The organism is Pandoraea sp. XY-2, assembly GCF_004193915.1.
GTDB lineage: Bacteria > Pseudomonadota > Gammaproteobacteria > Burkholderiales > Burkholderiaceae > Pandoraea > Pandoraea cepalis.
Window position 1 is genome coordinate 3770312 of sequence record NZ_CP030849.1, and the last position, 13464, is coordinate 3783775.

A 13464-nucleotide genomic window follows, 5' to 3' on the forward strand; every position below is an offset into this window, starting at 1 on the left:
CGAGCACTGATGCAGAGCATGAAGTCAGGATAATGACGGGTATAGCACCGTCCAACACTGATTTAGTATCGGCGCGATATCTGAAAGGTATGAAATGAATATTGAGTTGCGTCATATGCGCTACTTCGTGGCGGTTGCCGAAGAACGCAACTTCACGCGCGCCGCCGCGCGGCTGCATATCGCACAGCCGCCGCTCAGTCGCCAGATTCAGCAACTCGAGGAGTTGCTCGGCGTTCAACTGTTCGAGCGCGACTCGCGTCCGCTTAAACTGACCGATACAGGGCGCTTTTTCTATTCGCACGCCGTGCAGTTGCTCGCGCAAACCTCCGAACTCGAATCGATGACGCGGCGCGTGGGCAAGATCGATCGCAGTCTCTCGGTCGGCTTTGTCGGCTCGACGCTCTACGGCATGCTGCCGAAGATCATCCGACGTTTTCGCGAAGAGAACAGCACGGTCGCGTTGAGCCTGCACGAGATGTCGACGATGGATCAGATCCAGGCACTCAAGGAGGGTCGCATCGATGTCGGCTTCGGCCGCATTCGCCACGAAGACCCGAGCATTCGTCGCGTGGTGCTGCGCGAGGAACGCATGATCGTCGCCCTGCCGCTCGGCCATCCGTTGATCGAGAGCAAACTCGTGCTGTCGCTGCATGACCTCGTGTCGGAGACGCTGATCATTTTTCCCCAAGCCCCTCGCCCGAGCTACGCCGATCAGGTGCTTGCAGCCTTCCACGATCGCGCACTCAAACCGGAGCGCATCTACGAGACGCGGGAATTGCAGATTGCGCTGGGACTTGTCGCGGCCGGCGAAGGCATCGCCATCGTGCCGCAGAGCGTCAATGGCCTCAAGCGCGACGACATCGCCTATAAGGAACTCGACGATCCCAATCTCGTATCGCCTATTATCCTGAGCATGCGATTGCTCGACGAGTCGCCCGATATTCGCGCCATGCTCGAATTGATCTACGACCTCTACGCCGAGGGGAACATGGAGCACCTCCCGCCTTCTGACCTCGGCTCACCCTGATCAACACCATACCCGGCAGGTATTGAACCAGACGCCATCGGTCTTGGACAGGGACATAACGCGGCTTGCATACTGCGATTCACTGTCCAACTGTACTTCCCGGGTATGAAACCAACCGTCAGCTCCATCGAGGCCATTCTGGTCGACCTGCCGACGATTCGCGCGCATCAGCTCGCGATGACGACGATGCAGAAGCAAACGCTGGTGATCGTCAGGCTGCGTTGCAGCGACGGCATCGAAGGCATCGGCGAGGCCACCACGATCGGCGGGCTGTCCTACGGCGAGGAAAGTCCGGAGGGCATCAAGCTCGCGATCGACACCTATCTCGCGCCAGCATTGAGCGAGGTCGACGCAACCAATGTGCACGCGGCCATGGTGCGTCTGGATAAGATCGCGCGCGGCAATCGCTTCGCCAAGTCCGCACTGGAAACGGCCCTGCTCGATGCGCAAGCGAAGCGTCTTGGCGTGCCGCTCGTCACGCTCCTGGGTGGCGCGGTGCGCGAGACGCTTCCGACGCTCTGGACGCTGGCCAGTGGCGATACCGCACGCGACATCGACGAAGCCGAGCGCCTGCTGGCCGAGCGTCGTCACAACACCTTCAAGCTCAAGATCGGGCGGCGCGCCGTAAGCGATGACGTGGCCCACGTTGCCGCGATCAAGCGCGCCCTGGGCGACCGTGCGCGCGTCACGGTGGACGTCAACCAGGCATGGAACGAAGCGGAAGCGGCCACGGGCATCGCCGCGCTCGAAGCCGCCGGCGTCGACCTGATCGAGCAACCGATCCCGCGCGACCAGCGCGCCGGCCTCGCTCGCCTGGCCGCTCGCTTTGTGGTGCCGATCATGGCGGACGAAGCGATCCTCGGTGCCGAGGATGCCGTTGAACTCGTGCGCGGCGGTTGTGCCGATGTGTTCGCGTTGAAGATCGCGAAGGCCGGCGGCCTTTACGGCACGCTGCGTGCCGCGGCCGTTGGCGATGCGGCCGGTGTCTCGCTGTATGGCGGCACGATGCTCGAAGGCACGATCGGCTCGATCGCGGCGGCGCACTGCTTCTGCACGCTTCGTCAGCTCGCCTGGGGCACCGAACTGTTCGGTCCGCTGTTGCTCAAGGACGATATCGTCGTCGAGCGGCCGACCTACCGCGAGTTCGCCCTGCATCTGCCCACCGGCGTGGGCCTGGGCGTCACGATCGACGAAGACAAGCTCGCTCACTATCGTCGCGACGCGCAGCGCGTCGTCACCGGCGCGCAATAAGCCGGGGGCTGCGAGCGACCTGCGCATTGCGGACCGTCAGGTGTTGCGACGGACCACACGCCTGCGAGCCAATGGCCTCCCATCCAAATCCTAAGGCGCATCGAATTGCGGCACACGGTTGCCGCAATTCGCGCCGATCCGAGAGAGACACCGTATGTCCGCCATCCTCGACACGGCGCGCGACACGCCTGGCGACACCCACATTGAAACGAGAAACGGCCGCTTTCGCGTCGCCATCTCCGGCCCGGCATCGGCACCGGTGCTGGTGCTGAGCAACTCGCTCGGCACGACGCTGGAGATGTGGGATGCGCAAGTGCCGGGTCTGGCGCGCGACTTCCGTGTCGTGCGCTATGACACGAGAGGGCATGGCGGCAGCGTTGTTACGCAGGGTCCTTACACGTTTGACCAATTGGGGGATGACGTCGTAGCGCTGCTCGACGCGCTCGATGTGCCTCACGCAAGCTTCTGCGGCGTGTCGATGGGCGGGCACACGGGCTTGTGGCTGGGGCTGCATGCGGCGGCGCGCTTCGATGCGATTGCCGTGTGCAACAGCGCGGCCCGGATCGGCACGACCGACGGGTGGACTACCCGCGCCACGCACGTCCGTGCCCATGGGAAGGCGGCGATGGCGGAGTTGGCCGCGTCCTCACCGTCGCGCTGGTTTACCGAGGGCTTCATCGCTCGCGAGCCGGAGTGTGTGACGCGCGCGCAGGCCGGGATTGCAGCACTCGCACCGGAAGGCTACGCGTCATGCTGCGACGCTCTGGCGAGCTCGGATCTCAGAGATGAGATCTCGTCCATCAAGGTGCCGACGCTGCTGATCGCCGGCGAGTTCGATCCGGTGACGACAGTTGCCGACGCCAAGGCAATGCAACACGCCATCGCCGGATCGACGGTGGCGTTGGTGCCCGCTTCGCATCTGTCGAACATTGAAGCGCCGGCCCAGTTCGAGGCCGCGCTGTGCAAGTTCCTAGCCAAGGCGCTCGACTGACGCGAGGCGCATCGGCGGTCACGCCAAATTCGGGAAGTGGATGCCACGGTCATCGCGGCGTGGCCCCACCTGTAACTGTCAAGGGCGCTACGCCCGCGTTTCAAGGAGAGTGAAATGCTGTACCTGGTTCATATGATCGTTCGGATTCCCGATACGGTGCCGGCGGAAGAGGCTGCACGCATCAAGGCAGAAGAAAAAGAATATTCGCAATCGCTGCAACGCTCGGGCAAGTGGCCAAACATCTGGCGCGTGGTCGGGGAATATGCCAATTACAGCGTCTTCGATGTGGACAGTAACGACGAGTTGCACACGCTGCTGAGCCAGTTGCCCCTGTTCCCGTACATGGACATCTCGGTGACGCCCTTGGCTCGCCATCCGTCGGCGATTTGAGTCTGGGGCGGCAACGCCGCCCCCTCCTCCTTCGGACAGGCCCCGGTATTAGGCTCGCTCGCCCAAGACCGTGGCTCGCGTGAATGCCTCGATATTGTCCAACAGCGCATCGATTGCGTCGCCGGCACGTTTCACTTCGCCCGCGGCAATTGCTTCCGCGGCTTGCGCATGCAGGCGCGCCATCGTGGGTAGATCGGCCGCTTCCTTATAGTGGTAGTACCAGAACCGGCGCGCCAGTCCGTGCAACAAACGCATCGCGCCCTCGGCGAACTCGTTGCGCGCGGCGACCAGACACAATTCGTTGAACTCGCGGTCGGCACGGATGAACTCCACATCCTTGCCGCTGCGCGCCGAACTCTTGAATTCCTTCGCCAGACGCGTGAAATGCTCGCGCTGCTCGGCCGTGGCTTTCTTCGCGGCACTCCGGGCAATCAAGCGCTCCACCTCACGGCGCGTCTCCAGCAAGCGCAGTTGCTTGGCGACGTCCATCGGCGGAATGAGTAGCCCGCGCTGCGGCAGCACCACGATCAAGTGCTCACGGGCCAGGCGCTGGACGGCTTCCCGGATCGGCGTTCGGCCAAAGCCTGTCATCTCGCTCAGTTGCAGCTCCGACAAGGTCGAACCCGGTGCGAGCCGCAACGTCACGATCGCCTCTTCAATCCACTCGTAAGCCATGTCGACCATGCGACCTCGCGGGATGGATTCCCGCGCGTCATCCGGTGCGTTTGTCTCCGGCTTCCCCGTGCGTTGCGTCGCTTTTCGTGTCGCCATTTGGTCAATGCTTCAGAGCAAATATTAATTGTATATCACCTGCTCTCAAGCTTTCGATGGCGCACCGCGCTCAGCGCGCCCACGGTTCGGGCAGCCCTGCCCCTGCTCGACGCTTTCCCGCCCGCCCTCATCCCCCGAGTTTTCCCTCAGCCTCAGTGACTTGCTTCCATCGTCTGATATGCTATTATTAACCAACTAATATATTACTCACAGAGAGGGCACGCGGTGGATATTCGTCGGATAGGAAAGCCCGATGGCTTCCCGGTGGTTGCCCTGCATGGGATTCAAGGCACGAGCGACGCCTGGGTTCCGGTGGCAACCGCATTGGGGGACGCATTCGACTTCATCTTGCCCAACATGCCCGGTCGCGGCTACGCGGGTTCCCCAAGCGCCCCAAGCGCATGCAGCGCCGACGACTTCGCGCGAATTGCCAGCTTGGCAATTGAGCAGGAAGTCGGCGCACGTCCCTATGCGCTGGCCGGCTGGAGCATGGGCGTCTCGGTCATCCTCGCGTTGATGGCGCAGTTGGCGAACGGCACGGCGCGTCATTGCCCCCAGCCGCCATCGTGCTCCTGTCCGGCACGGCGCAGTTGAACGAGGTTGCCTGGTTCAAGGCATCCGACGGGACAACCCTCATCGACGAAATCCGGCACAGGCAGATCCGTTTGGGCCTGACACACGCGGCTGACCCGCTCACTGTGTCATGGACATGGAATGCGTTGAAACGGATTTCCCATCTCCCGAATCTGGCGCACGTCGACGTGCCCGCGCTGCTGATCCACGGCGGCGAAGACGAAGACTGTCCCGTCGAACACGCACACCGCATGTGCGAGGGAATTCGAGGCGCAACGCTGCAAGTGATTCCGGGCGCGCGCCATTCGATCCTGTCGCAGAACACGCAAGAGGTCTGCATCGCCATGCGGCAATTTCTCACCCAATACAACACGGCATCCCGATGCCCGAGCACCCCGGAGAAGACTTCATGAGGCTGGACGATTGCATCCACTTTTGCGCCCCCTCCCGACTGATCATCGAACGTGGCTACCGTCAAAAGCTCCCGGGTCTTTTGCATAGCATCGGCTATCGGCGTGGATTGCTCGTCACCGATCGCTTCTTTGCCGAGCAGACCCCTTGGGTGAAGGATTACGTAGCGGCGTGCGAACGCCTCGGCGTTCATGTCGAGGTCTTTGCCGGCGGTCAGCCCGACCCCACCACCGACCTGTGCGACCGTGCAACAGCCGAACTGCGCATCAAACTGGACGGTCGTCTGCCCGACCACATCGTGTCGCTGGGGGCGGCAGCAACATCGATCTTACCAAGGCGCTTTGCGTCACACTGGCGGCAGGTCGACCCGTTCGCGACTTCAGTGCCGGCATCACGAGCGATACACCAGTCATCGACCATATCTCAGTGCCCACGACGGCCGGCACAGGCTCGGAGCTGACCCCCGGCACCATCCTGTTCGACACGAACACCGGCATCAAGATCGCCGTGATGGACAACCGGCTTCGCCCGGTCATCGCCGCCATCGACCCCGACCTCACCTTCACCTGCCCGCCAAAAGTCACGGCGGAATCCGGCATCGACGCCTTGACGCACGCCCTCGAGTCGTTTGTCACCCTTGACTCGAACCTGTTCGATCGGGGCGGCAGTGTCGACCCGGGCTACAGCGGCCGCAACAGCTTGACCATGATGTTTGCCCGCGAGTCGATCCGACTTTGCGTCCAATATCTTCTGCGTTGTTATCGGGACGGCAACGATGTCGAGGCGCGGGTCGGCATGTGCTACGCCAGCGTCTATGCAGCGATGTCCTATGGCAGCGCGGGTCTGAACGCGGTACATGGCATTGCCTACGGTGTGGCAGCGCTGACCCACAAGTCTCACGGCGCGACGAATGCCGTTGTGCTGCCCTATGTCATCGACGCCCTGAGCGAGTCGCGGCACGCCGAACTTTTGGACGTTGTCCGAATGTTCGGCATTCAGACGACCGACGAAGTCCAGGCAGTGCGCGCGTTGCCGCACCAATTACGCGACCTGGTCGGCAAACTTGGGATTCCCACCGATCTCAACGCGTTCGGGATCGCAAGGACATCTCTACAGAATTTGCTCACCGATGCGCTCGGCGTGACTCGGTTGGCGAAAGCGTTCCCGGTTGGGAATATTGAAGAAAGCTATGCGGACATCATCAATAACGCGTGGCATGGCCGTCTTCAAAACGAGACGACAGCGAGATTCGCGGCAGACTGAGCGCTTCGGCCCGGTGCTGTAGCGACGCAAAGACACTATTAGAATTCGGCCGGACCAACCGGCCGCTTTGCGCCTCGATGTCTAACATGTTAGCTGATTATTAGCAGCATAGATTGGAGGAGACACAAACATGGATATGTCCACTGCCGCTTCGCGGCTGGGTGTTGGGGTCGCGGCGCGTCTTGAGCGGCTGCCGATGACCCGCTACCAGAGAACCTTGTTCTCGATCATTGCCACCGCCTGGTTCTTCGATTCCATGGATCTTGGTCTGATGACCTTTGTCCTCGGGTCGATCAAGGCGGAATTCGGCCTGTCGGCGTCGCAGACAGGGCTGCTGGCCAGCGCCAGCTTCCTTGGGATGTTCGCCGGCGCCGCGATCGCGGGCCTGCTCGCGGACAAGTTCGGTCGAAAGCCGGTGTTCCAGATCAGCATGATTTTCTGGGGCGTCGGTAGTCTGATGTGCGGCTTCGCACACAACGTCGATTCGCTGATGCTGTACCGCGTGGTTCTCGGCTTCGGCATGGGCATGGAATTCCCGATCGGCCTGTCGATGGTCTCGGAGATCGTGCCGGCCAAGAGCCGCGGCAAGTACGTGGCGATCCTTGAAGGCTTTTGGCCCATCGGGTTTATCGTTGCCGGCGCCCTCTCCTACTTCATGCTTCCGGTGATCGGCTGGCGGGGCATTTTCATCGCCTTGTCGGTCCCGGCCGTGTTTGTGTTCGTCATCCGGCGCATGGTGCCCGAGTCACCGCGGTGGCTAGAAGACACCGGGCGTATGAAAGAAGCCTCGGATGTGATGAACAACATCGAAGCCAAGGTGGAGAAAGCCTACGGACGCAAGTTGCCAGCGCCCACCCTGACGCAGAGCGCGCCTCGCGCCCAATCTGGCAGGAAGGCGCTCTTCGCCGAGCTTTGGACCGGCATTTATGCCAAACGGACTGTCATGCTCTGGACCACCTGGTTCTTCGCGCTGCTCGGCTACTACGGACTGACGACATGGCTAGGGCCCTGCTGCAACAGGCCGGCTATGCGCAGACCAAATCGGTGCTCTACACGGTCTACATCTCGCTGGCGGGGATTCCCGGGTTCATGTTCTCGGCGTGGTTGCTGGAGAAGTGGGGCCGTAAGCCAACGTGCGCGCTGATGCTGCTGGGAAGTGCCGTGGCCGCTTATCTTTACGGTCAGGCGGCTGGCACGAAGGCGCCTGTCGAACAATTGATTGCCGCCGGGCTGATGATGCAATTCTTCCTGTTCGGCATGTGGTCGGTGCTGTATGCCTACACGCCGGAGCTTTACCCGACCCGCACGCGCGCGACCGGCTCCGGCTTCGCGTCGTCCGTCGGACGCATCGGATCCCTGGCGGGCCCCTTTGCCATTGGCGTACTGCTTCCCACATGGGGCCAGGCAGGCGTTTTCACCATGGGTGCCCTCTCCTTTGTCATTGCAGCGCTCGCCGTGTTGCTGCTGGGCGTGGAAACCAAAGGCCGATCGCTTGAAGACGTTTCGCACTAACCCGCACTAGCCCGCACTGAACGGCGGGCTGCTCCTCGCGCCGATTCGCAGAGTCGCGCCCACCGTAGCGTTGCATGACCGGCGGCCAGCCGACGCAGGCCGCCGCGTCTCCTCGCATATCCTCGAGCGGATCGCGGCCCGACTGAAAGGCGTTCACCGATTCCATCGCCATCCCGAACCATGCACGCAATCCGGTTGACTTTTATTTTCCGATAACTAATATGTTAGCTGTGTATTTGATGATTTCCATTCATTCAGACGCAGGAGACAAGCCATGATTACCGAGCGCCAACTGAAATTCCGAGAGCAGTACAAGTCCGACATCAGTCCGATGTACAACGGCCTGTTGCACATCGTCGTGATGTATATCGTGGCCATCGGCGCGGTCGTCTATGCGGTCAGCCGATTGCAGCACCCGACGTGGGAATGGCTGTTGATGATTCCCGTCTTCCTGGCAGGCAACTTCGTGGAGTGGTTCATGCATCGCTTTGTGATGCACCGCCGCGTGAATGTCTGGGGGTTGCGCGAGATCTACAATCGCCACACGCGCCAGCATCACCAATACTTCAGCGATCAATTGTCGACGATCGACACGACGCGCGAGTTCCGCATCGTCTTCTTTCCGTGGCGCGTATTGATGACGCTGGGCGTTGGCGGCGGTGCCCTGGGCTATGCGACTTCACTGATCCTGGGCACGAACGCCGGCTGGATGGTCTTTCTCACGATGGTCGGCCAGTATTTGATTTATGAGACGTTCCATTACTGCTGCCACTGCCATGAAAATTGGTTCGTGCGCAACATGCCGTTCATCAATACGATTCGTCGGCATCACACTGCCCATCACAACATGGGCATCATGATGAAATACAACATGAACCTGACGTTCCCGATCGCCGACTGGTACATGGGGAGCAGCGACTTGCGCCGAGGCTTGCTTGGCCACTTGTTCAACGGCTACAGCGAAAAGCACATCAAGAGCGAGCTGAAGCCGATCATTGCGAAGTTCAAGGACGACCACTCGCAAGTTACCCTGGATGGTCCCATTCTCACGGCGGAAGAGCGAGAAGCGATGACGGCGATTTGACGTGTCGATGCTTATGGGGGGGTGTCCCCCGTCGTTTGATATCTGAGAACGGCTCGTCGCACGTCAACGTTTGACGAGGGCGACCACATGGCTTGCCGATCCGCGTTCGGAAGTCCTTTGTCGTCACCCTCACGCATCAATCAATTCGGCATGTCAAAGCCATAAAGCTCCGCCGGATTATCGACAAGAATGCGATGCGACACAGCCGTGTCGGTAAACCACTCGCCGACAAGATCGAAAAGCCGGGCATCGTCCGGCTTGCGATCATGCTCCGTCGGGTGCGGCCAATCGCTGCCCCAAACGATTCGGTTTGGCGCAACGTCAACAAATGATTGAGCGATGGGTCTAGCATCCGCGTAATCAGGGGCACCCTGTTTTGAATTCAGATAGGCGCCCGACACCTTCACCCAGCAACGTCCTTGCTGTAGCAGCGACAGCATGACTCGATGAGCTTCGCTGCCAATGACCGGGTGGGGCAGTCGCCCCATGTGATCGATAACAACGGGGCAAGCCAACGTGCTGAGCATGCGTGCGTTCGCCACAATCAAATCGGCCCGCATCTGTAACTGAACGTGCCACCCCAGTGCCTGAATTCGCGGTGCAAGCGCGCCGATCATGTCGACATTCGTAATTGCGCCCGTTGGCTGAAACAGCGAGAACCTGACGCCACGAATGCCGCCATCATGCAGATGCTGAAGTTCTTCGTCGGTGACATCCGGCGTAACCACCGCAATGCCCCGGGTATTCTTTGCGCCCAGCGCTGAAATTGCTGCCAATGTCACGCGATTGTCCGTCTTGTAATTGGCGGGCTGAACGACGACAGTACGAGTCGTCCCCAGCCGCGCCTGTATCCTGCGGTAGGCTGCAACGTCCGCGTTCACGGGTTTGGCCGCTGCCGTGTTGAGCACGGGAAACGCGTCATCGTAAATGTGCACATGAGAATCGCACGCCAGTGCCGGCGCCTTGCTTTTAGGACGCTCGGCGCCGGCTGAATTTGGAAACTCCTCTGGCTGAGCCGCAAAGCCGAGCGGCGTCACGCCCACTCCCCCTGCGAGCGCGAGTCCCGCAACCAGTCGGCGTCGAATCACATTCACCATGATCTACTCTCCACGTACAGATAGGCCAAATTGTGAGCTGCCCTCAGGGAAGTCAGCCCAAGTATCGAAATGCCCGCGTTACTGCTTCGTCCAAGAGACGCGACGCGCAAACTTCACAATTTCATCGGCCATCGCCTTCGGTTGCTCCGGCGCAAACGCATGACCGGCATTCGGCACGACCACCACGGTTACTCGATCCCCCAACATGGACTTGAGCACCATGGAGAAACGACGGGGAGCCACAGGATCGCTCTCTCCCTGCAAATCGAGAATCGGTGCACTGCCGGCCGCAAAGTAGTCATCCACCGGCGTGACCTTTCGCGCGTGCGATTCAGCCTCGTGGGTATCGTGATGCCAACCGTCCAGCCAAACGGTCGGGTCATTCCCCGGCGCAAAAAATGCTTCCTTCAGGTAAATCAGGCGCTGGGCACGCGATAGCCGAAGGTCTCCCGCACCGTCAATCGCCTTGCGCATTTCCGGACCAATCGGCTTCTCGGTCGAACCCGGCGGAACCTTGCCGGCGGATGCTGCGACGAGTACGACACCGCGAACCAAATCCGGGCGATCCGTCGCCACCTGGCGAGCCGGGAAGTTGCCCCATGCGTGCCCAACGACGACAGCTGGACCCGCATGCTCGTTCTCGATCACGGCAGCGACGTCACGCGCAAAGTCGTGCATGTTCAGAGATTCCATCGGGCCCACGCTTCGCCCAATTCCGCGCGGCTCAGGACGGACTACGCGGAAACCGTCTGCAACGAGTCGTGCCGCAACATCGTCGTAGTCGCGTGCCGAGCGGCCAAGCGATGGCAACATCACGATCAACGGACCCTTACCCTGGCGCATGACGTCAATCTGCACGTTGTCATGCTTGACGAGGGTGTGTTCCACGTTAGCGGCAAGCGCCCCAAAGCTCACGCCCAAGGCAACGACGGCAGCAGAGATGTTACGGATGCAGTTCATTTTCCAAATCCTCAGTGAATGGTCTGGCAGTCAGAATGAATAACGATGGGTGGCCTGGCGCTCCGGCCCAATTGCCCGAAGCGACAATAGAAACACCGTGTGCGACCCGCGGCGCAGGCTCAACAGCCGGGGCCATACTTTGACGTAGTGAACGGGCGAGTGACCCACGTCCGAATGGGCGCCCCCCAGGCGATCAGCGATCGCACAGTTGAATGTTGCGCATGCGTCGTCTCGATGGCCGTTGAATCACCCGATCCCGCCGTTGCTTCGAGCAACGTGGGCAACAGCCAGCGAAGCGTGTCCGGCTGACCGGCAACGCCGAGAATGCGTGGGGGAGCCGCCTACTTCGCGATCGGGTCCAGCCCACTGCGCGCCATCAGGGCACGCGCTTCGGGCGTTCGCAGATAGTCGATGAACGCCTGACCCGCTGCGCGTTCTCCAGCGTGCACGCCAATGGCCGCAGCAATCACGCTGGCCTTCTGCACTTGCGCAGGCAGCGGCCCTACGTACTGAATGCCGGAGATAGCGCGCAACTCGCTGATTTGCTGCAGACCCAGCTCCGCGTCGCCGCGGGCCAGTGCCGTGCCGACGAGTTCCTTGCCGCGGATAAGCACGCTCTTCGATTTCATCTGCTGTGCCACTCCAAGTCTCTCGAACAACGTTTGCGTGATGTAGGTACCGCTCGCACCTTCCGAGAACGCCACCGACTTCGCCGCCAACAACGTCTTGCGCAGATCGTCGACGGTGACCACGCTCGGCTTCGCCACACCGGGGGCAACGGCAACACCAATGCCGCTACTCATCAGATCCACTCGCGACGCGGGGTCGAAGTATCCTTGCTTGACGTGATCGGTAAGCGCTGCGCCGATCATGAAACAGACATCCATGGGCTCGCCGGCGCGAATCCGCGTCGGCAGTGCATCGGCTGACGTGCCGTACGAGGGCCCCCACTCGATATCGACGTGATTGCCAGTCTCACGTTCGAACGCCGGTACGACCTGTGCAAAGGCAGCTCGCAACGCGCCGGTGGCGAGCACATGGACTTCCGCAGCCTGAGCAGCCACTGATGCCATACACATGGCAAACCCACAAATGCCAGAGGCAATAGCCGCGCGAGCGAATGGACGACGAATCATCAAGTTGTCTCCTACGTATCTCTTTTCTATTTATCGGTGGTCGGCGAGTCTGCTAGAAATCAGGTCATTCCGCGTGTGTTGATGAACAGGGAATATAGCGACGACGTCGCCGCCATGAAGAGACGATTGCGATGTCGGCCACCAAAGCACAAGTTGGCACAACGCTCAGGCAAGTCGATGTGACCGATCGGCGATCCGTCAGGCGCGAATACCCGCACCCCATCGAGTTCGGCACTGCCTGTCCCCCACCCACACCAGAGGTTGCCGTCAACATCGACACGGAAGCCATCCGGCGTTCCGTCCTTCGCATCGATCAACACGCGCGGATGACGCAATGCCGCTCCACCCACTACATCAAACGCCATGATCGTTCGCGGACGCGCGCGTGACGCCACCACGTAAAGCATCGTCTCGTCGGGAGAGAACGCGAGCCCGTTGGGGCCCGGAATGTCGTCCGCCATACACGCGAGCTCACCGCTCTGCGGGTCCAACCGGTAGAGGCCCCCGGCAGTTCGGCTTCCGCAATTTGCCCCATGTAGTCGCTTACCAGACCGAAAGGCGGATCGGTGAACCACACAGCGCCGTCACGCGAGACGACCACATCGTTGGGCGAGTTCAGTCGCTTACCCTGGTAGCGTTCGGCGAGCACCGTGATACTGCCGTCGTATTCAGTGCGCGTTACGCGACGCTCGCCATGCTCACAGGCAATCAGGCGTCCTTCGCGATCACGCGTCAGCCCGTTGGCCTTGGTCGATGGGGCGCGATAGGCGCTGACGCTCTCGGTCACTTCGTCCCACCGCAGGATTCTGTCGTTGGGCAGATCGGTCCAGTACAGTGCGCGGGCGTCCCCAAACCAGACGGGGCCTTCCGCCCAGCGCGCGCCGGTCCACAAACGCTCGACGCGCGCGTGAGGCAAGCGGTAATGCGCGAATCGCTCGTCCAGGATCCGAATCGCCGGATCGGGGGTACGCAAGTTGGGCTGCCACGTATCGATCATG

Annotated in this window: 11 protein-coding genes and 3 pseudogenes; 9 read left to right on the top strand and 5 right to left on the bottom strand. The window is 61.2% G+C overall.

Features of this window, described 5'->3' with window-relative positions:
- Positions 1 to 100 precede the first annotated feature (100 nt).
- The 4 genes from DRB87_RS16985 to catC all read left to right on the top strand — a co-directional run bounded on the left by DRB87_RS16985 (position 101) and on the right by catC (position 3659).
- Complete coding sequence (locus tag DRB87_RS16985; RefSeq protein WP_130027922.1) at positions 101 to 1027, top strand: LysR family transcriptional regulator; 927 nt, start codon at positions 101 to 103, stop codon at positions 1025 to 1027.
- Between the two features lie 105 nt (positions 1028 to 1132).
- Positions 1133 to 2278 (top strand): muconate/chloromuconate family cycloisomerase, encoded by a 1146-nt coding sequence (locus DRB87_RS16990; protein ID WP_130026740.1) that lies wholly within the window; start codon positions 1133 to 1135, stop codon positions 2276 to 2278.
- Positions 2279 to 2432: 154 nt separating this feature from the next.
- Positions 2433 to 3269 (top strand): 3-oxoadipate enol-lactonase, encoded by an 837-nt coding sequence (gene pcaD / locus DRB87_RS16995; protein WP_130026741.1) that lies wholly within the window; start codon positions 2433 to 2435, stop codon positions 3267 to 3269.
- Between the two features lie 114 nt (positions 3270 to 3383).
- Complete coding sequence (gene catC, locus DRB87_RS17000) at positions 3384 to 3659, top strand: muconolactone Delta-isomerase (protein ID WP_130026742.1); 276 nt, start codon at positions 3384 to 3386, stop codon at positions 3657 to 3659.
- Between the two features lie 48 nt (positions 3660 to 3707).
- Here the strand turns inward: catC and DRB87_RS17005 are convergent, their stop codons facing one another.
- Positions 3708 to 4343: a GntR family transcriptional regulator gene (locus DRB87_RS17005; protein ID WP_130026743.1), complete on the bottom strand. Its 636-nt coding sequence runs from the start codon at positions 4341 to 4343 to the stop codon at positions 3708 to 3710.
- Between the two features lie 312 nt (positions 4344 to 4655).
- Between DRB87_RS17005 and DRB87_RS17010 the strand changes: the two genes are divergently transcribed.
- The 5 genes and pseudogenes from DRB87_RS17010 to DRB87_RS17030 all read left to right on the top strand — a co-directional run bounded on the left by DRB87_RS17010 (position 4656) and on the right by DRB87_RS17030 (position 9273).
- Positions 4656 to 5024: an alpha/beta fold hydrolase gene (locus DRB87_RS17010; RefSeq protein ID WP_165385351.1), complete on the top strand. Its 369-nt coding sequence runs from the start codon at positions 4656 to 4658 to the stop codon at positions 5022 to 5024.
- A complete protein-coding gene (locus DRB87_RS17015; protein ID WP_165385352.1) occupies positions 4979 to 5416 on the top strand; it encodes an alpha/beta fold hydrolase in 438 nt (145 codons plus the stop codon). The genes DRB87_RS17010 and DRB87_RS17015 overlap by 46 nt, the downstream gene beginning before the upstream one ends.
- Positions 5413 to 6677, top strand: a pseudogene (locus DRB87_RS17020) (iron-containing alcohol dehydrogenase). Before DRB87_RS17015 ends, DRB87_RS17020 begins: the two are co-directional and overlap by 4 nt.
- A gap of 130 nt (positions 6678 to 6807) precedes the next feature.
- Positions 6808 to 8189: pseudogene (locus tag DRB87_RS17025) on the top strand (MFS transporter).
- A 274-nt stretch (positions 8190 to 8463) separates the two neighbouring features.
- Complete coding sequence (locus DRB87_RS17030; protein ID WP_130026746.1) at positions 8464 to 9273, top strand: fatty acid hydroxylase family protein; 810 nt, start codon at positions 8464 to 8466, stop codon at positions 9271 to 9273.
- 140 nt (positions 9274 to 9413) lie between these two features.
- Here the strand turns inward: DRB87_RS17030 and DRB87_RS17035 are convergent, their stop codons facing one another.
- The 4 genes and pseudogenes from DRB87_RS17035 to DRB87_RS17050 form a co-directional block, all read right to left on the bottom strand.
- Entirely contained in the window at positions 9414 to 10370 is a 957-nt protein-coding gene (locus DRB87_RS17035; protein WP_130026747.1) for an amidohydrolase, read from the bottom strand.
- 78 nt (positions 10371 to 10448) lie between these two features.
- Complete coding sequence (locus DRB87_RS17040; protein ID WP_130026748.1) at positions 10449 to 11330, bottom strand: alpha/beta fold hydrolase; 882 nt, start codon at positions 11328 to 11330, stop codon at positions 10449 to 10451.
- Between the two features lie 341 nt (positions 11331 to 11671).
- Entirely contained in the window at positions 11672 to 12403 is a 732-nt protein-coding gene (locus tag DRB87_RS17045; protein ID WP_240756032.1) for an extracellular solute-binding protein, read from the bottom strand.
- Positions 12404 to 12525: 122 nt separating this feature from the next.
- Positions 12526 to 13463 (bottom strand): annotated as a pseudogene (locus DRB87_RS17050) (SMP-30/gluconolactonase/LRE family protein).
- Position 13464: the final 1 nt, after the last annotated feature.

What these genes read in the sequence shown, in the direction of transcription:
- DRB87_RS16990 (WP_130026740.1), top strand. Translation starts at nt 1,133, where the DNA reads ATGAAACCAACCGTCAGCTCCATCGAGGCCATTCTGGTCGACCTGCCG.
- pcaD (WP_130026741.1), top strand. Translation starts at nt 2,433, where the DNA reads ATGTCCGCCATCCTCGACACGGCGCGCGACACGCCTGGCGACACCCAC.
- catC (WP_130026742.1), top strand. Translation starts at nt 3,384, where the DNA reads ATGCTGTACCTGGTTCATATGATCGTTCGGATTCCCGATACGGTGCCG.
- DRB87_RS17005 (WP_130026743.1), bottom strand. Translation starts at nt 4,343, where the DNA reads ATGGTCGACATGGCTTACGAGTGGATTGAAGAGGCGATCGTGACGTTG.
- DRB87_RS17030 (WP_130026746.1), top strand. Translation starts at nt 8,464, where the DNA reads ATGATTACCGAGCGCCAACTGAAATTCCGAGAGCAGTACAAGTCCGAC.
- DRB87_RS17035 (WP_130026747.1), bottom strand. Translation starts at nt 10,370, where the DNA reads ATGGTGAATGTGATTCGACGCCGACTGGTTGCGGGACTCGCGCTCGCA.
- DRB87_RS17040 (WP_130026748.1), bottom strand. Translation starts at nt 11,330, where the DNA reads ATGAACTGCATCCGTAACATCTCTGCTGCCGTCGTTGCCTTGGGCGTG.
- DRB87_RS17045 (WP_240756032.1), bottom strand. Translation starts at nt 12,403, where the DNA reads ATGGCATCAGTGGCTGCTCAGGCTGCGGAAGTCCATGTGCTCGCCACC.